Origin of the sequence: Pseudomonas sp. 58 R 12 (genome assembly GCF_900005865.1) — a bacterium.
GTDB lineage: Bacteria > Pseudomonadota > Gammaproteobacteria > Pseudomonadales > Pseudomonadaceae > Aquipseudomonas > Aquipseudomonas tritici.
Window position 1 is genome coordinate 14,806 of record NZ_CVTP01000011.1, and the last position, 18,550, is coordinate 33,355.

An 18,550-nucleotide genomic window follows, 5' to 3' on the forward strand; every position below is an offset into this window, starting at 1 on the left:
TAGACAATGACGATCTCTCGACGTGGGTTCATCGCAGGCCTGGCGCTGACTGGCGCGGCTGTGCCCGCGGCCTTGTATGCCCATCGCGAGTTGACGCGTGAAGAGTTTCCCATCACCCCTGGCGAAGCCACCGTGGACTTGGCGGATACCGACGGCCAGCACCTGGCGAACACCCTGCGAGGGGTGTGGAACCTGCGCCTGGAAGGTCGCGACGCGGGCCTCAAGGGCTTACCGTTGCAAGGCCTGATGTTGCTGCTCGACATTGCCCCCCGTGGGCGCGGCCTGCGCGGCTACCTGGACACTGCCGCCAACCTGCGCGCCGAGGGTGAGCCTCGTTACCGGGTGCTCGGGGACCTGCTGACGGGCGAGGGTGCCGTGCTGTATTGGCGATTGATCGACCGCGACTCGGCCGACGGCATACCCGCCTACGAATTCAAGATGACCCTTGATGAAGTCTGGGCCAACTTCGCCAATGCCGGCAGCGCTACCCTCAGCGGGCAGATTCTTGAGCTGGACCGGCCGCTGGCGCTGGTTGAGCGCGACAATCGTTTTATCGCCCACAAGCAAGCGTTTCCTGAAGCGCGCGAACGCATCGGCCTCAACCCGGCCCTGTTGGCCTGGCTGATTGCTCCCGAGCACCGCTTGTTCCACCAACTGTGGCACGCCACCCGCGACCAATGGCACAAACTCTCCGAAGAAAAACGCGACGCTCTGCGCGGCATCGGCTGGCAACCCGGCCCGCGGGGCCAGGAGCGCGACGCCCGGGGCAAGCGCAAAGACCGCAACGGCTCGGGCATCGACTTCTTCTTCATGCACCGGCACATGCTCGGCACCGCGCGCTCCCTGCAGGATTTGCCCTCGTGGCCGCAATTCCCCGAACCGCAGCCGGCGTTGGAACGTGATCGACTGGGCTTCCTGCGTTACTTCGACAACCACGACGGCTTCGCGCTGCCGCCCACGTGGTCGGCGCCGGATGACAGCGCCTACACCCAGTGGGTCAGCGACATCAAGGCCGCCGAGACCTATCACAGCAACTTTCAGGTGTGGGAATCCCAATACCGCGACCCCCGTTATTTGTCCAAACTGACACTCGGGCAGTTGGGTTCAGAGATGGAGTTGGGCCTGCACGACTGGCTGCACATGCGCTGGGCCTCGGTGCCGCGTGACCCCTCCAACGGTGCGCCGGTGCCGTTCGCCCGTGACCCGTCCGACTTCGCCCCACGCTGGTACACGGCGGAGAACGACTTTCTCGGCGACCCGTTTTCCTCCCATGTGAACCCAGTGTTCTGGCACTTTCACGGCTGGATCGACGACCGTATCGAAGACTGGTTTCGCGCCCATGAGCGCTTCAATCCGGGTGAAGTCCGCCGCATGCAAGTCAACGGCGTGGCCTGGTTCGCGCCGGGCCGCTGGGTCGAGGTGGGAGACCCGTGGCTGGGCCCGGATACGCATGGCTGCAGTACGACGCCGGGGTTGCAGATGGGGCGGTCGATGGAAATGGACCCGGAGACCATGAAACTGGCGCTGCGGATCACCTTTGGCGAAGACGAAGGCATGTTGCAGGGGCTGTTCAAGCGAGTGCCGAAGCGGCCCTGGTATGCGCGGCACCTGAAGCTGAAGCCGCGCGAGGTTTGAGTGCCCGGCTGCGACCCGACAAGCCAGCGCCACAGGGCGGTGGTGCTTCATGGATGTGCAGCCGTGTCATCCTCCGTCGAATACAGCCACCGCAACAACGAATGCCGCCCACTGATCCCCAGCTTGATCGCTGCGCGTTTCAAGTAACTCTCGATGGTATTGACCTTCAATGCCAACTCCTCTGCCAGCTCCGGCGCCGTGCGCCCGGCCAGCAGCCCCAGGCACACCTCGAGCTCACGGTTGGACAACGTTAGCCCTGACTGTACCAACCGCTCTTCAATGCGCCGGCGCAGGGTTTCGATACCCTGGTTTTGCGGCATCACCGGGTCGCTGTCCTGGCGGCACGGGTGGATTGCCGCGATGTGCTTTTCCACCATGGGCAACAGCAGCGTGGAGAAGTCCTGCAGCATGCTGCGTTCCTGCGGCGAGAAGTTGTCTGACGGGTGTGAGCGATACACCGACAGCACGTAGCGTACGTCGTCCTTGTGGCGGGTGAGGTGCAATTGCGCGGCGTGCTGTTCCCCGTCCAGGGTTGCCACCGAGTCGGTATAGACCGGGCTGATCTTGCGGCGGGTGTGCCCGTCGGTACTGACCTGCAATTGGGTGATATGGGTGGCGTCCACTGCCAGTTGGGTGAGGATAAGGTCATGCAGCATGCGTGGGAAATGGCGACTGCCGGTGCTGGCGATGACCTTGCCAATATGAGGAAACAAGTGTGCGTTCATCAATTCGTCCATGAGGCGTGCAGGTGCTCGGCTTTATAGCGGCGGGGATTGAGAGGCTAGCCAATGCGAACAACCTGCCGTGATAGTCCTTCCCGCCGGGACCTATGCTAGTACAGCCTGGCGGCGGGAAGGGGATCCAATCTGAAAAGATCGGCTCAAGCACTCACAAGCTGAGTACGACGCGGCGCGGCGCGCGCGCACTTAGCCAGCTCCCACAGGAAAGCAGACCTGCGGAGTACCCCAAAACTGCTTTTGATCTGCTCTGCTTTTGATCTGGCTTGTGATCTTGATCTGAGGCGGCCCTGAGGGCACGCGGAGCCTAAGCGAGGTGCCGAGTGGTGGGGCAAGAGCCCTTTGCTTACTTTGGGCTGGGCCGGCATTCCGGCTTTTCCAAAGTGAGCCGCCGTAAGGGCGGAACCCTAAGTTGCCGTTACCCAAATAACGGATATGTACCCCCCAAACAGCACGTACATCCAATTTTCCCCACCCCAACCCCCTGCAAACTACCCTCATCGCTGAAACATCAAGGCAGAGGGACACCCCATGGACCCAGCACCAAAACCAGGCTCCGACGAAGTCGTCACCCTGGTGGTCAAACACCTGATCAAACAAGGCAGTGAAGCCGATTACGAAGCCTGGCTACGCCGCATCGTGCGCATCGCCGGCGACCGTCCTGGCCATCTGGGCGTCGATGTGGTGCGCGGTAAGCAGGGCAAGCTGGCGTTGTTCACCTGCGTATTGCGCTACCGCTCCACCGATGACCTGAAAACCTGGCTCGACTCCCCAGAGCGCAAAACCCTGATCGCCGAAGCCACGCCCATGCTGGCCGACGGCGACAAGACCGAAATCGGCGCCGCCAACGAATTTTGGTTCGCGCCCCTGGCCGACAGCGCCGCCAAGCCGCCGCGCTGGAAGCAGGCGGTGGTCAGCCTGTTCGTGATTCTGCCGCAGACCTTGCTGTTGCCGTTCATCTGGGGGCCGATCCTGCGTCTGCACCCGTTCTTGTCCAACTACGTGGTCTCCACCTTTCTGGTCACCCTGACCATCGTCCTGCTGGTGGTCTACCTGCTGATGCCGGCGGCTACCCGCCTGTTCGCTCCCTGGCTTGAAGCCTCTGTAAAGGAAACCCTATGAACGCCGATCTGATTCTGTTCAATGGCCAGTTCCACACCGTGGACCGTGAAAACCCACGTGCAACCGCCGTCGCCATCAGCCAGGGGCGATTTGTTGCCGTAGGCACCGACGGTGAAGCCATGGCGCGACGTGGCAGCGGCACGAAGGTAATCGACCTCAAGGGCCGCACCGTCATCCCCGGCCTCAACGACTCGCACCTGCACCTGATCCGTGGCGGCCTGAACTACAACCTTGAACTGCGCTGGGAAGGCGTGCCGTCCCTGGCCGATGCCTTGCGCATGCTCAAGGACCAGGCTGATCGAACCCCGACGCCGCAATGGGTGCGTGTGGTCGGTGGCTGGAACGAATTCCAGTTCGCGGAAAAGCGCATGCCAACCCTGGAAGAGTTGAACCAGGCCGCGCCGGATACCCCGGTCTTCGTGCTGCACCTTTACGACCGTGCCTTGCTCAACCGTGCCGCGCTGCGTGTGGCCGGCTACACCAAGGACACGCCAAACCCTCCGGGTGGCGAGATCGTGCGTGACAGCAATGGCAACCCCACTGGCATGCTGGTGGCGCGGCCTAACGCTATGATCCTGTATTCGACCCTGGCCAAGGGCCCGAAACTGCCGCTGGAATACCAGGTCAACTCGACCCGCCAGTTCATGCGCGAGCTCAATCGCCTGGGGCTCACCAGCGCCATTGATGCCGGCGGTGGTTTCCAGAACTACCCCGATGACTACGCGGTGATCGAGCAACTGGCCAAAGACGAACAGTTGACGGTGCGCATCGCCTACAACCTGTTCACCCAGAAGCCCAAGGAAGAACTCAGCGACTTCAAGAACTGGACCGGCAGCGTCACCCTGCACCAGGGCGATGACTACCTGCGCCACAACGGCGCGGGCGAGATGCTGGTGTTCTCGGCGGCGGACTTCGAAGACTTCCTTGAGCCGCGCCCCGACTTGCCGCTGACCATGGAGCAGGAGCTGGAGCCGGTGGTGCGCCATCTGGTGGAGCAGCGCTGGCCGTTCCGTCTGCACGCGACTTATGACGAATCCATCTCGCGCATGCTCGACGTGTTTGAGAAGGTCAACCGCGATATCCCGTTCAACGGTTTGCCGTGGTTCTTCGATCACGCCGAAACCATCACCCCGAAAAACATCGAGCGCGTACGTGCCCTCGGCGGCGGGATTGCGATTCAGGACCGCATGGCGTTCCAGGGCGAGTACTTCGTCGAGCGTTACGGCGCCAAAGCAGCCGAAGCCACGCCGCCGATCAAACGCATGTTGGCCGAAGGCGTACCGGTAGGGGCGGGCACTGACGCCACGCGGGTGTCGAGCTACAACCCATGGACCTCGTTGTACTGGATGGTCAGCGGCCGCACCGTCGGCGGCCTGGAGCTGCACGCCGAGGGCCTGCCGCGCCTCACCGCGCTGGAACTGTTCACCCATGGCAGCGCCTGGTTCTCGTCCGAACAGGGCAAGAAAGGCCAGATCAAGGTCGGTCAATTGGCAGATGTGGCCGCACTGTCGGCAGACTTTTTCAGTGTCGATGAAGAAGCCATCAAGTGGATCGAATCGGTACTGACCGTGCTCGGCGGCAACGTGGTCTACGGTGCTGGCGATTTCGAAGATTACGCACCGCCACGGGTTCCGGTGCTGCCGGACTGGTCGCCGGTGGTCAAGGTGCCGGGTCACTGGCGTCCAAGTTCGCCTTTGCAAGCTCAGGTTCACCACTGCAGCGGCCCGTGCGGCGTGCATTCCCACAGCCATGAAAAGGCGCGTCTTTCCAGCGTGCCGGTCAGCGACTTCCAGGGTTTCTGGGGGGCGTTTGGCTGCTCGTGCTTTGCTTTCTGAATCCCATACATCCCACAGGAGTTACCCCATGACTTACAAGCGCTTGAACAAAGATGACGCCGTTGTCCTGTTGGTCGATCACCAGACCGGCCTGATCTCGCTGGTACAGGACTTCTCTCCGAACGAATTCAAGAACAACGTACTGGCCCTGGCCGACGTCGCGAAGTTCTTCAACCTGCCGACCATCCTCACTACAAGCTTTGAAAGCGGCCCTAACGGTCCGCTGGTTCCAGAGCTCAAAGCCATGTTCCCGGACGCGCCGTACATCCCGCGCCCTGGCCAGATCAACGCCTGGGACAACGAAGATTTCGTCAAGGCCGTCAAGGCAACCGGCCGCAAGCAGATCATCATCGCCGGCGTGGTGACTGATGTCTGCGTGGCGTTCCCAACCCTGTGCGCCCTGGATGAAGGCTTCGAAGTGTTCGTGGTCACCGACGCTTCCGGCACCTTCAACGAAACCGTGCAACAGGCTGCCTGGGCGCGCATGACCGCCGCCGGTGCCCAACTGGTGAACTGGTTCTCGGTGGCCTGTGAGCTGCAAGTTGACTGGCGCAACGACATGGAAGGCCTGGCCAACCTGCTGTCGCCACGCATCCCTAACTACCGCAACCTGATGAACAGCTACTCGGCGTTTACGGCCAAGTAACTGTATAAACACCGCACTGCTGAACCCTGTGGGAGCCGGGCTTGCCCGCGAGGGCGGTGTGTCAGCTGACAGCAATGTTGGCTGACACACCGCCATCGCAGGCAAGCCAGCTCCCACATTTTGTTTTGTGGTGTGGCCACTCACAGGCTATAAGTCCGCTAAATGTCCACCGAGAAGCGACAATGAACCCCTTTGAAGACATGCGCCTGTTCTGCCAAGTCATGGAATCCGGCAGTTTTACCGCCGCGGCCGAACAGCTGGGCCTGTCCAAGCAGTTCGTCAGCCGCCGCCTGATCCAACTGGAAGATCGCCTGGGCGTGCGCCTGCTCAACCGCTCCACACGCCGCCTGGATGTCACGCCACTCGGCCAGAGTTATTACGAATCCGCCTTGCGCCTGCTCAGTGAAGTCGAGCAAGTGGAGCAGGGCATTGCCGGGCAGAACAGCGAGCCACGCGGCACCATTCGCCTCAGCGCGCCGTTGTCGTTTGCCATGGCCCATTTGGGCTGCCTGTTGCCGCAGTTTTTGCAGCGCCATCCGCAGGTGTCGGTGGAAGTCGACTTAAGCGATCGCCCCGTGGACCTGATCGGCGAGGGCTACGATCTGGTGCTGCGCATTGGCACCTTGGAAGATTCCACCCTGATCGCCCGCCGTATTGCCAGCATCCCACGGGTGTACTGCGCCAGCCCCGAGTACCTGGCCCTGCGCGGTACGCCGTTGCAGCCCGAGGACCTGGCCCAGCACGATTGCCTGCCTTATGGCCATGGTCGCCAGGTGCAATGGCGCTTCAAGGGCAAGGTGCAGGCGCTGAATGTCAGCGGTCGCATGCGCGTCAATAACGGCGACCTGCTGCGCGATACCGCCATTGCTGGGCTGGGCGTCACGTACCTGCCGACCTTTATCGTCGGCGATGCGTTGAAGGACGGCCGCCTGGTCAGCCTACTGGACGAGTTCGCCCCCGAAGCCCTGACCCTGTCGGCCGTGTACCCGCAACACCGGCAGAGCTCGCGACCGGTGCAGGCGCTGGTGGAGTTCCTGCGTGAGCGCCTGGCGAATGACGGTTAACCAAGTGCAGATGTCCAGGGTTTGTATGGGTTCCTGGATCTTGTTTGTGAAGGCCGCAAGCGAACCCTTTGACGTGGTGACAATGGGGGCTGATGTAACGATTTCCCGCCTGCACGGTTGGCTAAGGCTCGGCCACATCCAGCGACGCCAGCCCTATCTGCCCATTGTCCAGCGCTTCCAGCAGCGCCTCCTGATCCAGCAAACCACCTCGGGCAATGTTGATCAGATGCAGCCCCGGCTTGGCACTGCCCAGCACATCACGGTTCATGATATGCCGCGTGGCCTCGGTCAGCGGCGCTGCCCCGCGAGGTGGTCACCGGGGGCCGTTGAACAGCCATTGCGGATAAAAGTCGATGCCTGACGACACCAGGTGCACCCACTGTGCGCCGTAAGGCCAACCCGGAGGCAGGGTGTCCGGGGCGGTGTAGCCGCGCACGTTGATCGGGCGCAGCAGCAGGATATTCGCGCTCGCGGATTACGTCGTTGTAGTCTTCGTCCAACTGGCTGGCAATCATCACCTGACTCATGAGCGTTCCTTCTGGCGTTGGGCGAAAACGGCTTTGCCGACGCCTTGCAAGACGGCGTCGTTCTGTGGGGTATGCACGCGACTGCACAGTACGTCGCGGTAATGCCGCTGCAACGGGCTATGACGTGACAGGCCAGGGTTGCCCGAAGCCTCGATGGCCAGCTCCACGGCGCGGATGGCGTTGTGGGTCACCAGGTACTTCAACTGCGCCGCATTGGCCGCTGGGGTATGGCCCTCGGCGGCGGCGTCGAGCAGGCTGCGGTTGGCAAACAGCAGGGTGTCGATATGACCGACGGTTTCCTGGAAGCGCGGCAAGGTCGACAGCGCGGCGCCGAGGTTGGACGGTGCGCGCGCTTCCAGCCACGTCACCAACCAGTCCCGCGCGGCCTGGGCCACGGCGTCATACACCGAGGACAGCAACACCGACATCCACAGGAAACCTTCGCCATCCAGCTCCGGCGTCGGCGCGCTGCACGGGCTGACGCTGACGGCGTGGTCCAGTGGCACCAGCACATTGTCGAGCACCACTTCATGGCTGCAAGTAGCACGCATGCCAAGGTGATCCCACGTGTCGATGATGCTGACGCCGGGGCTGTCTTTTCGCACCAGCCAAGCGCCAACCAGCGGGTCGGCGTCATCGCTGCGCGCCCACACGCTGAACCAGCTCAAGCCATGGCTGCCGGTGGAGTAGATCTTTCGCCCGCTGATGCGCCAGCCTTCGGCGGTGCGCACGGCGGTGGTCGCCGGAAGGCCGCCACGGGCCGGGGTGCCGAGGTCGGGTTCGACGCGCAGGGCGTTGATCAAGGCGCCGTTGCGCACCGCGTCTTCGGCCACTTGCTTGCGCAGGTGGGGCGGCCAGGTCTTACTGTCTTGCAGGCGCGTGTGCTGCAGGTACTGCATCACCAGGATCAGCGCGGTGGAAGGCTCACCCTTGGCAATCGCACGGATTGCCTTGCGCGCCTGGGGCAGGCTGGCGCCGCCGCCGCCCAAGGATCTGGGCACGGTGAGGGCGACCAGGCCGTGCTCGTGCAGCAACGTGAAGTTGGCGTGGGGGAAGGCGCCGCTCTCGTCATAGACGTGCGCGGTGCCTGCCAGCTCGGCGCTGAGGCGTTCGAGCAGGGCGTCGAAGTTGGCGACTTCCACGTAGCGGAGAGACGGCTGGGTCATAAGCATGTACTCGGTCAACAATGGGGGAGCGGCTTGTGTGCGCTGGTCGTGGGGCATAGGCGTGTAGTGAGCGGGCTCGCCCCGCGCTGGGTTGCGAAGCAGCCCCAAACCAGGCGAATCGGGTCTATCTGGAAATCGCAGTGTCTTTAGTGGGGCTGCTTCGCAGCCCAGCGCGGGGCAAGCCCGCTCACTACAGGTTCTGGCTGCGGGTGGCGGTCATGCCAGCGCCTCTTGTTTTTCTTCAAGCTCGGCGGCGACACTGTAGCGATTGGCCGGCACGTCCAGGCCGAGGTTGTCGCGCAGGGTATGCCCGCTGTAGTCGGTGCGGAACAGACCGCGCTGTTGCAGCACCGGCACCACTAGTTCTGTGAAGTATTGCAAGCCATCCGGCAGCACCGAGTTGATGATGAAACCATCGCTGGCGCCGCTTTCGAACCAGGTCTGGATGGCATCGGCGACGTGTTCCGGCGTGCCGACAAAATCACGTTTTGGCCGCGAGAAGCGCAGGGCCACTTCGCGCAGGGTCAGGCCTTCGTCCTTGGCCAGTTGCTTGATGCGGTCGGAGCCGCCTTTCTGGCTGTTGGAACCGAGGTCGCCGAGTTCCGGAAAGGGCGCGTCCAGCGGGTATTGACTGAAGTCATGGTCGTTGAATGGGCGGCCGAGGGCGACGATGGCGTCTTCCACGGTGACCAGGTCCACGGCCTGCTGGTAGCGGCTTTCCACTTCTGCTTGATCACGGCCGACAATCGGGCGGATACCCGGCAGGATCGACAGGCTGCCCGTGTCACGGCCAAAGCTTTTAGCGCGGCGTTTGAGGTCTTGGGTATAGGCCAGGCCTTCCTCGATGCTCTCCACATGCACAAAGATCGCATCGGAGTGTTGCGCGGCAAAGTTGCGCCCGTCTTCCGACGTGCCTGCCTGGAAAATCACCGGCTGCCCCTGGCGCGAGCGCGCGATATTCAGCGGGCCTTTGACCGAGAAAAACTCGCCCTTGTGGTTCAGCGCATGCAGTTTGCCGGGGGTGAAAAATTCGCCGGTCTGCTTGTTGTAGGCAAACGCGTCGTCTTCCCAGGAGTCCCACAGGCCCTTGACCGTGTTCAGGTGTTCCTTGGCAATGCGGTAGCGCACGGCATGCGGCGGATGTTCCGCTTTGCCGAAGTTGTCCGCAGTGCCGCTGAGCCACGAGGTGACGACGTTCCACCCGGCGCGGCCGCCGCTGATATGGTCCAGGGACGAAAACTGCCGCGCCACCTGGTAGGGCTCGGTGTAGCTGACGGTCACGGTGGCAACCAGTCCGATATTCGTCGTGATCGCGGCCAGCGCCGAAAGGATGGTGAGCGGCTCAAACCGATTGAGGTAATGCGGGCTGGATTTGGCGTGGATATGCAGGCTGTCGGCGATAAACACGAAGTCGAACTTGGCGGCTTCGGCCAATTCAGTCTGCTGCTGGTAGAAACCAAAGTCGGTGCTGGCATTCGGTTGGGCCTGCGGGTGGCGCCATTCGCCCCAACCGTGACCGACTCCGTGGACCATGGCACCGAGTTTCAATTGACGTGGCTTGCTCATGTTCTGCTCCTTCTAGCGCGATGCTTGGGAAAGTGGGACACGCTTGGCGTTAAAGCTCTTGTCGAAGCCCTGCGACACATCGATGTGCTTGGTCAGCAGGCCTTCTTGTTGATAGGTGTCGGCGGTCGCTTGCAAGCCGCGGATGACCGAGTCGTCGATAGCGACCGGCGTCAGGTGGGTGTCCTTGGCCACTTCCACATGCACTTCCAGCGGCAGGCCGGTGATCTTGGCCTGGGCGGCAGCGTATTCGTCGGGGTGGGTATTGGCCCAGGCGTAGGCACGGTCGACGCGGGCGACAAAGTCGTCGAGTTGCGGGCGCTTGTCGGCGATGGCTTGGCTGGTAGCCGCGAGGTACAGGTGATTGCTCAACAGCTGGCGGCCGCTGACCAGTACGCGGGCCTGGCTTTGCGAGGTGACTACGGTGGTGTACGGGTCCCAGGTGGACCACGCGTCGACGCTGCCGTTATCCAGCACCAGGCGTGATTCGCTGGGCAGCAGGAAAATGAACTGCACGTCCTTGGTGGTAAGGCCGGCGCTGGCGAGCGCCTTGATTGCCAGGTAATGCCCGATGGAACCGCGCCCGGTGACGATTTTTTTGCCCTTGAGATCGGCGACGCTCTTGATCGGCGAGTCCTTGGGCACCAGCAGGGCGGTGGTGTTGCGCCCTTCGGCGTGGATGATGCTGACCACCTTGAGCGACCCACCGGCGCCGAGGGCAAACACGTAAGGCGCATCGCCCAGGGCGCCGATGTCCACCGCATTGGCATTCAAGGCTTCGCCCAGCGGCGAGGCGGACGGGAATTCCGACCACTGGATTGCATAGGGCACGTTTTTGGTTTCGCCGGAGACTTCCAGCAGCGCCTTGATCGTCGATTTCTGATTGGCTACCCGCAGCGGTTGCAGGTCGGCGGCATGGGCGCTGGACATCAGGCCGAGCGCCAGGGCGGTGCCCAGGAACAGGCGCTTGAAGGGTTGGGTGTAAAGCATGGGCAAACTCCAGGCGTTTATTGGACTTGAAGGCATACCTCCGCCTGGAGAAGGGGTCGGTGCCGAGCGTGGTGCAGGGGGTGGTCAGATAACGTGGAAACCGTGGGTGCCGTCGCGAGCCAACTGATCGACCAGGCCGAACTCCCAATCCAGATAGGCCTGCATGGCTTCCTTGGGGTTATCGGTGCCTTCATATGGGCGGCGATAACGGTCGATACGCGGCGAGGCCAGGTGGGTTTCACCTTCTTCCAACGGCAGTTGCGCGTTGATCCAGCCGGTGGTGCCGTCTTGCAGCAGGAACACTTGCTTGCCGGTGATGGCTTCGACTTCGGCCACCGCCAGGCGCGCCAGCTGGCTGCTGCCACAGGTCAGCACATAACGCTGGGCGGCGGGCACCTTGGCCAGGGCTTGGGGCAGTTGTGCACGCAAGGCCCACCAGGCACCGGGGATATGGCGCTTCACGTAGTTGGCGCTGGCGGTGAAATCCAGCACCACGGTGTCGCCATGCTCCAGCCAGTCGGCGAGGGTGTGGGGGCTGATCAGTTCGGCTTGTGGCGGCGTCGGTACGGGGGCGATCCAAGCGCCTTTTTCGCTGAAGTCCGCCGGTTGCAGGTCATCCAGCACATGCACTTCCCAGCCCAGTTGGGCCAGCCAGGACGCCGACATATTCGCGCGCACGCCGTCGTCATCCCCCAGCACCAGGCGGGCGCCGCGCACGCTGGCGACGTGGTCGGTTTCCTGAACCAACTGGCCGCCTGGCGTGGAGCGCGCGCCCGGCAGGTGACCGACTTCGAATTCTTCCGGGGTGCGAACATCGAACAGGTAGGTCGTGCGGGCCGCGTCCTGCGCCAGGCTTGCAGATCGGCGAGGGTAGCGCGACCCACGCGCGCCTTGTCGGCGACGCGGCGCGCATCGACGGCGGCGATTTGGCGATGTTCTTCCGAGGTTGGTGCAAAACGGCGCGATTGGCCGTGGGCGAGTTTCTGCCCGGCGAGGGTCCAGCCGATGGTGCCGTTGCGCAGGGCCGACACCGGGTTGGCCACGCCGGCGTTGATCAGCGACTGCGTGCCGATAATGCTGCGGGTACGCCCGGCGCAATTGACGATGATGCGGGTGGTCGGGTCCGGCGCCAGTTCGCGGGCACGCAACACCAACTCGGCACCGGGCACGCTGATGCCGGTGGGGATGCTCATGGTCTGGTATTCGTCGAAGCGGCGGGCGTCGAGCACCACCACATCGGCCTGGCTGTCGAGCAGCGCTTGCACCTCTTCAGCCGCCAGGGACGGCGTGTGCCGCTCGCTTTCCACCAGCTCGCCAAAGGCTTTGCTTGGCACATTGACATCGATAAACAGCTCGCCACCGGCCTTGCGCCACCCCTGCAGGCCACCTTCAAGCAGGCTGACCTGACTGTAGCCCAATGCGATAAGACGCTCGGCGGCGCGGGCGGCGAGGCCTTCGCCATTGTCATACACGGTGACCTGGGTATCGCGCCGTGGAATGCGCGAGTACACCTCCAGTTCCAGCTTGGACAGCGGGATGTTCGCGGCAAACAGCGGGTGGGATTCGGCAAACGGCGCTTCTTCGCGCACGTCGACCAGGGCGACTTCCTGACGGTCCAACAGGGCCTGGCGAATCTGGGCAAAGCTGCGTGTAGATACGGTGGTCATAGGGCAGGGCTCTTTTCTTCGGACAAATCCCAGATATTCGGGAGGAAGGCGTTGGAATAGCCGGAAATGAACAGTTTCTCGCTGCCATCGGGCTGGTACACCGCACGGCGCACCGCACCGATATTGGCGCCGTACACATGAATGCTGATCGACACCTGGTCGCCGTGGGCATTGCTCACTTGATGGATGTCGCCGACTTTGGGCGACACGGCTTCAACCTGGCCCGGCACCAACTTGATCGGCTTGCCTTCGGCGGCCAGGCTGCCATCGGGTGCGCGTTCAAAACCCTGGGAAAACTCTGCCCCGCGCAGCATTCCGATTAACCCCCACACCCGATGATCATGGATCGGCGTGCTTTGCCCCGGCCCCCACACAAAACTGACGATGCTGAAGCGCTGGCGCGAGTCGGCATGCAGCAAGAACTGCTGGTAGCGCTCGGGGTCAGGTTGGGCAAATTCGTCGGGGAGCCAGTCATCATGGCTGACCAGTTGCGCCAGCAGCTTGCCGCCACGGTGCAGCAGGTCACCTTCGCGTGGATTGCCGTCAATCAACTCCGCCAGGGCGCCTATAAAGGCTCGAAGTCTCTCGGGGTGTCGGGCCTGGGTCATGGCAGCTCCATCGTGTGGTCGGTTGCGATGGGTTTATCTAAGCATAATGTTTATATTTAATATGCTATTTTTTAATGATTAGCTTATAGCTGAAGGTAATTTAGAACCGGCTTGAATAGCGTTAGACGTTATCGATCACAGGGCGGGCTATCCAGATAGCCCGCCTGCAACTATGCTTCGCACACATCTTAATGACTGTTCTCTATGTGCGGCCCAAATGAAAATTGACGATATCGATGCCTTTGTCGAAGTGATTCGTTGCCAGTCCATCAGCCATGCCGCCGAGTCATTGCAACTGACCCAGCCGGCTATCACCCGCCGCGTGCAGAACTTCGAGCAGGCGTTGGGCGTGGAGCTGTTCGACCGCAATACCAAGCCTCTCAAGCCGACACTGATCGGCACCCGCGTCTACGAGCAGTGCCGGCTGATCCTGCGCGAGATGGATGCCCTGCGCGAATTGGTCGCCACCGACGCACCGCCCAGCGGCCTGCTGCGCCTGGGCGTGCCGCAGACCATCGGCGATGTGGTGCTGCTGGACGCGCTCAAGCACCTGCGTACCGAATACCCGGACCTGCGTGCACAGGTCGCCACAGGCTGGGGCAGCCAGTTGGTGGGCAAGATCGAACGCGGCGAGCTGGACGCAGCGGCGGCGTTGTTCCCGGCCGGCAAGATTTTCCCGGACAACATCGTCGGTGAGTCGATCGGCAAGATGGAATTGGTGGTGGTGTGTGCCAAATCCCAGCTGCCGAAGAAGCCCTGCAAATTGGCGGATGTGTATCAGAATGGCTGGATTCTCAACCCGGACGGCTGCGGTTTCCGCGCCGGTTTGCAGCGCACGTTGTCGGATCAGGGCCTGTCACTGCGGGTGAACCTGGAAACGTTCGGTACCGAGTTGCAGTTGGGATTGGTGGCGGACGGTTTGGGGCTTGGTCTGGTGCCGCGCCCGCTGTTGGAACGCAGCGCCCACTTTGAGCAGTTGGCGGTGATGCCGCTCAAGGACTTCAAGCCGGTGATGGATTTGTGGCTGATCTATCCGCACTTCCTCGGCAACCTGCAAGGGCCGGTGGATGCGTTTGGCAAGTTGGTCGCCGCTTCCCTGCACAAAATCCGCAACGCCGCCTGACATTGTGGGAGCTGGCTTGTCGAACCGCTGCGATGGTCATAAGTATCTACACATCTTCAACGTGAAATTGCGTAGCAGCTGTCGAGCCCTGGCGAGGCTGCGTCAGCGGTGTGTCAGACAGCCCGCAAACGCAGCCTCGCCGGGGCTCGACAGCTGCTACGCAGAAGGCTCCCTCAAGTTGTGTAGATACCTATGGCCATCGCAGCGGTTCGACGATTCGACAAGCCAGCTCCCACATTTGATCTGTGCCGTGACCAATGTAGTTATGAAAAAAAATAATAATTATCTTAGATTAAAATGTGCTTTTTATTATTTTTTTGCATCCCATAGGCTGCCTGGAAGTCCTTAAGGCCATCCAGGAAGTTTTGCCATGAGCAGCGTCACCTCGATTTCCAGTGTTTCCAACACTGTTCGCAGCCGCGTCACCCCGGAAGAATGGGACGTGCGCGTCAAACTGGCCGCCGCCTATCGCCTGGCGGCCTTGTACAAGTGGACCGACCACATCTACACCCACTTCTCCGCCCGTGTTCCGGGCCCGGAGGAGCATTTCCTGATCAACGCCTTCGGGCTGTTGTTCGATGAGATCAGCGCCTCCAACCTGGTCAAGGTCGACCTCGACGGCACCCTCGTCGACGACCCGACCGGCCTGGGCATCAACTACGCCGGCTACGTGATTCACAGCGCCATTCATGGCGCACGCCACGACCTGCAAGCGGTGCTGCACACCCACACCCGTGACGGCATTGCGGTGTCGGCGCAAAAAAGCGGGTTGTTGCCGATCTCCCAGCATTCCATTGGTTTCTCCGGGCGCGTGGCGTACCACGGCTATGAGGGCATTGCCCTGGATTTGGACGAGCGCGAGCGGTTGGTGGCGGACTTGGGTGACAAGAGCGTGATGATCCTGCGTAACCATGGGTTGTTGACGGCGGGGGGCAGCGTGGAACACGCCTTCCAGCAGCTGCAGCAGTTGGAGCGTGCGTGCAACATCCAGGTCGCGGCGCAGGCGGCGGGGAATGCGGAATTGATCTTTCCGCCAGCGGACGTGGTGGAGAAGGTCGAGCAGCAGGCCAAGGTGTTTGCCAATGGCGAAGGACCGGGGGTGGCGCGGCATTGGAATGCGTTGATTCGGCAGTTGGAGCGCAGCGATACCGACTACAAAAACTGATCTTCAAGCCACTGAAGATCTAACAATGTGGGAGCTGGCTTGCCTGCGATAGCATCAACTCGGTACCGCTGAAACACCGAGGTGTATGCATCGCAGGCAAGCCAGTTCCCACACTGTTTTGTGGTGGTGTTGATTAAGCGACTTGCTGGGCCTGCTCGCGCTCTGCGATCAGTTGGCGGGTGAGGGGGATCAGGCGCTTGCCATAGTCAATCGCATCGTTGAGCGGATCAAACCCGCGAATCAGGAACGTGGTAATCCCCAGGTCGTAGTAATCCAGCAGCGCTTCTGCGACCTGTTCGGCCGTGCCCACCAACGAAGTCGAGTTGCCCTGCGCCCCCAGCAACCCGGCAATCCCGGTCCACAAGCGCTTGTCCAGGCGTGACCCCTGCGCGGCTGCCGCGAGCAACCGGCGTGAGCCTTCATTCGGCGGTTCACGCCGCACAAAGCCATTTTTTTCTGCCAGCTCGGTCGCCTGCTGCAAGATGCTGTCGGCGCGTGCCCACGCCAGCGCTTCGGTTTCGGCGAGAATCGGCCGCAACGACAAACTGAAACGAATCGTGCGCCCATGCTTGGCCGCTTCAGCGCGAACCTGGGTCACGGTCTCGCGCACCTGCTCGTAGGTTTCACCCCACAGCGCATACACATCGGCATGCTTCCCCGCGACAGCAATCGCGGCTGCAGAAGAACCGCCGAAATACAGCGGAATATGCGGCTGTTGCGGCGACTTCACTGTGGAGTGCGCGCCTTCGACCTGATAGTAGGTGCCCTCAAAGTCAAAGGGCTGTTCGCTGGTCCATTCCTGGCGCACCACGCTCAGGTATTCGTCGGTACGTGCGTAGCGTTCGTCCTTGCCGATATGGCTGCCATCGGCACGCAGTTCGCGGTCGTCGCCACCCGTGATGATGTGCACCGCCGTGCGCCCGCCGTTGAACACATCCAGCGTGGTGAATTGACGTGCCGCCAGGGTCGGCTGGGCAAAGCCCGGGCGGTGAGCGATGAGAAACTGCAGTTTCTTCGTGACGCTGGCGGCATGGGCGGCGATCAGCGTGCTGTCCGGGCTGTTGGAATGGAAGGCTACCAGTGCGCGGTCAAAGCCAGCGTCTTCGTGGGCGCGGGCCACGGTCTCGACATAGTCGGGTTGCAGGGTAGGGCCGCTGCGCGGGTGAATCTCGGAAGCGTGATGGCCGCCAATGTAGCCGATGAATTCGATGCTCATGGTCTGTCCTTGTCGAGTAGGGATCAACACCTCCGCCGAGTAGGGGTCGGTCATGCTCGTCCAAGGTAGGGTCAGCAACAGCCTATGTAAAATGCCGTTTGGTTCTATTCTAATTATTAAAATACAGAATCATGTTTTTGTATTTTTATCAGTAAATCGCATTTTATGCAGGGTGCGCAGTGCAAGGCTGACCATTGATAACGTTGTATTTCGCCTTGGGCTGAGGTCTGATGGGCGCCGAATCAGGCACGTCAACGGTAGGAGATTTATGCGGGCAGAACTTGCGCAATATGGCGGCATCACCGTCATGGTTCCGGCCGCGATAATCATTGCTGTGTGGCTCTGGTATTCCAATCCTCGGGCACTTCGGACCTGGGTACTGACAGTCGGTGCCACTTACTTACTGGTTGCACTCAGCAAGGTGTTGTTCAAGGGGTGGGGCTTATCGTTTCAACACTTGGACATCGCCGTATTAAGCGGCCATGCAATGAACACGTGCCTGATGGTCACGGTGGGCGCGAGTCTGGTGGCGCGCCAGTTCAACCCGGCTTTACGTTGGCCGTCGGCGTTGGCGGGGTTATTGGCCAGTCTGTGGTTCAGTGCCTATTGCGTCGCGCCTTATATCCATCCGTTGAATGAAGCCTTGGCTGGCGCGGTGCTGGGTGTGGGCGCGGCTCTCGTGTTTCTTTGGCGGATTGAAGCCACCCCTGTCGAGGTATCCCCCTCGTTTATCGGCGGTGGGTTGGTGGTCTTGTTGGCCTGTGCGCTGTTGCCCAAGTACAACGCAGAGTTGCTGCTCAATCGTGTCGCAATCACGCTGTCGGGGGCCGAGCACGCCCATCAAGAACCTTCCTGGCGGTCGGATGCGGCGCACAGGAAGGCCGAGTAAGTCACCAGGTCCAAGGCCCGGTTGCTTTCCACCATAAGCTCCAGCAACACCGTCTGCGCGTTGAAGCGCCGCACATCGCCGCGCCGCCGCGCCTCTTTCATCTGCTTGAACAGCGTATGGGTGACTTCCTGCGGGGAACTGCCGTGCAGTTGTTCAAGCCAGCGCCCGATGGCCTGGGTATTGCGCCGATACTGCGCGCCCATCGCCGGCTCGGCAAAGCCTTCGAACATCCCCGTGAGTTTCCTCAGCGCATAGCTGCGGATCACATCATCCAGCAGGCTCATGGCCGCTCCTCGGTGCCGGAGATGTTCGCCAGCAACTCGGCGGTCTTAACCTGCATGAACTGGCTGTCGCCGCGGCTTTCCACGCACAGGCACACCGACAATGCGTCACTGACCTGCAACTTGAAGCGCCAATCGGCAAAGACCATGGACAGTCCGGAACAGGACTCATCGCTGTCCAGCGAGTTGTCGCCATATAGCAGCTGCATGCGCTCGACGACGCGCGTTGAGTTATTCACGTCAACATGAATATTTCCCGAAGAAGGAAATAGGCCAATACGCTCTACCAATAACTTTGAAGTGTTCATGGCCGTCC

The 18,550-nt window shown here is 61.7% G+C and carries 16 protein-coding genes and 2 pseudogenes; 8 read left to right on the forward strand and 10 right to left on the reverse strand.

Annotation, left to right across the window (positions count from 1 at the left end; translation table 11 throughout):
* Window positions 1-6 precede the first annotated feature (6 nt).
* On the forward strand, window positions 7-1,635 hold the full coding sequence (locus BFP95_RS05890) for a pyoverdine maturation tyrosinase PvdP (protein ID WP_065891208.1): 1,629 nt from the start codon (window positions 7-9) through the stop codon (window positions 1,633-1,635).
* A 47-nt stretch (window positions 1,636-1,682) separates the two neighbouring features.
* Here BFP95_RS05890 and BFP95_RS05895 read toward each other — a convergent pair whose 3' ends face one another.
* Window positions 1,683-2,360, reverse strand: a complete 678-nt coding sequence (locus BFP95_RS05895; RefSeq protein ID WP_175405799.1) for a response regulator transcription factor — start codon at window positions 2,358-2,360, stop codon at window positions 1,683-1,685.
* A gap of 543 nt (window positions 2,361-2,903) precedes the next feature.
* On the opposite strand from BFP95_RS05895, the gene BFP95_RS05900 reads away from it, so the two are divergent.
* The 4 genes from BFP95_RS05900 (at window position 2,904) to BFP95_RS05915 (ending at window position 7,039) form a co-directional block, all read left to right on the forward strand.
* Complete coding sequence (locus BFP95_RS05900; protein WP_065876029.1) at window positions 2,904-3,494, forward strand: antibiotic biosynthesis monooxygenase; 591 nt, start codon at window positions 2,904-2,906, stop codon at window positions 3,492-3,494.
* Entirely contained in the window at window positions 3,491-5,329 is a 1,839-nt protein-coding gene (locus BFP95_RS05905; protein WP_065909560.1) for an amidohydrolase, read from the forward strand. Before BFP95_RS05900 ends, BFP95_RS05905 begins: the two co-directional genes overlap by 4 nt.
* A 28-nt stretch (window positions 5,330-5,357) precedes the next feature.
* Window positions 5,358-5,975 carry an isochorismate family cysteine hydrolase YcaC gene (gene ycaC, locus BFP95_RS05910; protein WP_065881774.1) on the forward strand — a complete coding sequence of 206 codons (618 nt, stop codon included), beginning with the start codon at window positions 5,358-5,360 and terminating at the stop codon, window positions 5,973-5,975.
* Between the two features lie 182 nt (window positions 5,976-6,157).
* Window positions 6,158-7,039, forward strand: coding sequence for a LysR family transcriptional regulator (locus BFP95_RS05915; RefSeq protein WP_065876031.1), 882 nt, complete (start codon window positions 6,158-6,160; stop codon window positions 7,037-7,039).
* A gap of 124 nt (window positions 7,040-7,163) precedes the next feature.
* Here BFP95_RS05915 and BFP95_RS28780 read toward each other — a convergent pair.
* The 6 genes and pseudogenes from BFP95_RS28780 to BFP95_RS05940 form a co-directional block, all read right to left on the reverse strand.
* A pseudogene (locus BFP95_RS28780) lies at window positions 7,164-7,566 on the reverse strand (NAD(P)-dependent oxidoreductase); the annotation flags it as partial.
* Window positions 7,563-8,732, reverse strand: coding sequence for an acyl-CoA dehydrogenase family protein (locus BFP95_RS05920; protein WP_065909561.1), 1,170 nt, complete (start codon window positions 8,730-8,732; stop codon window positions 7,563-7,565). The pseudogene BFP95_RS28780 and the gene BFP95_RS05920, both read right to left, overlap by 4 nt.
* A gap of 216 nt (window positions 8,733-8,948) precedes the next feature.
* Window positions 8,949-10,298 (reverse strand): LLM class flavin-dependent oxidoreductase, encoded by a 1,350-nt coding sequence (locus BFP95_RS05925; RefSeq protein ID WP_065909564.1) that lies wholly within the window; start codon window positions 10,296-10,298, stop codon window positions 8,949-8,951.
* Window positions 10,299-10,310: 12 nt separating this feature from the next.
* Window positions 10,311-11,285, reverse strand: coding sequence for an ABC transporter substrate-binding protein (locus BFP95_RS05930; protein WP_065876035.1), 975 nt, complete (start codon window positions 11,283-11,285; stop codon window positions 10,311-10,313).
* Between the two features lie 84 nt (window positions 11,286-11,369).
* A pseudogene (locus BFP95_RS05935) lies at window positions 11,370-12,952 on the reverse strand (rhodanese-related sulfurtransferase).
* Window positions 12,949-13,560, reverse strand: coding sequence for a cysteine dioxygenase family protein (locus BFP95_RS05940; RefSeq protein WP_065891213.1), 612 nt, complete (start codon window positions 13,558-13,560; stop codon window positions 12,949-12,951). Before BFP95_RS05940 ends, BFP95_RS05935 begins: the two are co-directional and overlap by 4 nt.
* 217 nt (window positions 13,561-13,777) lie before the next feature.
* Here BFP95_RS05940 and BFP95_RS05945 point away from each other — a divergent pair, with 217 nt between their 5' ends.
* Window positions 13,778-14,683, forward strand: a complete 906-nt coding sequence (locus tag BFP95_RS05945; RefSeq protein WP_065909566.1) for a LysR family transcriptional regulator — start codon at window positions 13,778-13,780, stop codon at window positions 14,681-14,683.
* A 370-nt stretch (window positions 14,684-15,053) separates the two neighbouring features.
* The gene (locus BFP95_RS05950) at window positions 15,054-15,848 is read left to right on the forward strand and encodes a class II aldolase/adducin family protein (protein WP_065876039.1); all 795 of its coding nucleotides are present in this window, start codon (window positions 15,054-15,056) and stop codon (window positions 15,846-15,848) included.
* A 133-nt stretch (window positions 15,849-15,981) separates the two neighbouring features.
* Here the strand turns inward: BFP95_RS05950 and BFP95_RS05955 are convergent, their stop codons facing one another.
* A complete protein-coding gene (locus BFP95_RS05955; RefSeq protein WP_065876040.1) occupies window positions 15,982-17,064 on the reverse strand; it encodes an LLM class flavin-dependent oxidoreductase in 1,083 nt (360 codons plus the stop codon).
* Window positions 17,065-17,332: 268 nt separating this feature from the next.
* On the opposite strand from BFP95_RS05955, the gene BFP95_RS05960 reads away from it, so the two are divergent.
* Window positions 17,333-17,953 (forward strand): hypothetical protein, encoded by a 621-nt coding sequence (locus tag BFP95_RS05960; RefSeq protein WP_065909568.1) that lies wholly within the window; start codon window positions 17,333-17,335, stop codon window positions 17,951-17,953.
* Here BFP95_RS05960 and BFP95_RS05965 read toward each other — a convergent pair.
* Both BFP95_RS05965 and BFP95_RS05970 read right to left on the reverse strand, forming a co-directional pair.
* Window positions 17,905-18,237, reverse strand: a complete 333-nt coding sequence (locus BFP95_RS05965) for a hypothetical protein (RefSeq protein WP_065876042.1) — start codon at window positions 18,235-18,237, stop codon at window positions 17,905-17,907. The genes BFP95_RS05960 and BFP95_RS05965 overlap by 49 nt on opposite strands.
* Complete coding sequence (locus BFP95_RS05970; RefSeq protein ID WP_256533248.1) at window positions 18,234-18,473, reverse strand: phosphomannomutase; 240 nt, start codon at window positions 18,471-18,473, stop codon at window positions 18,234-18,236. Before BFP95_RS05970 ends, BFP95_RS05965 begins: the two co-directional genes overlap by 4 nt.
* Window positions 18,474-18,550 lie beyond the last annotated feature (77 nt).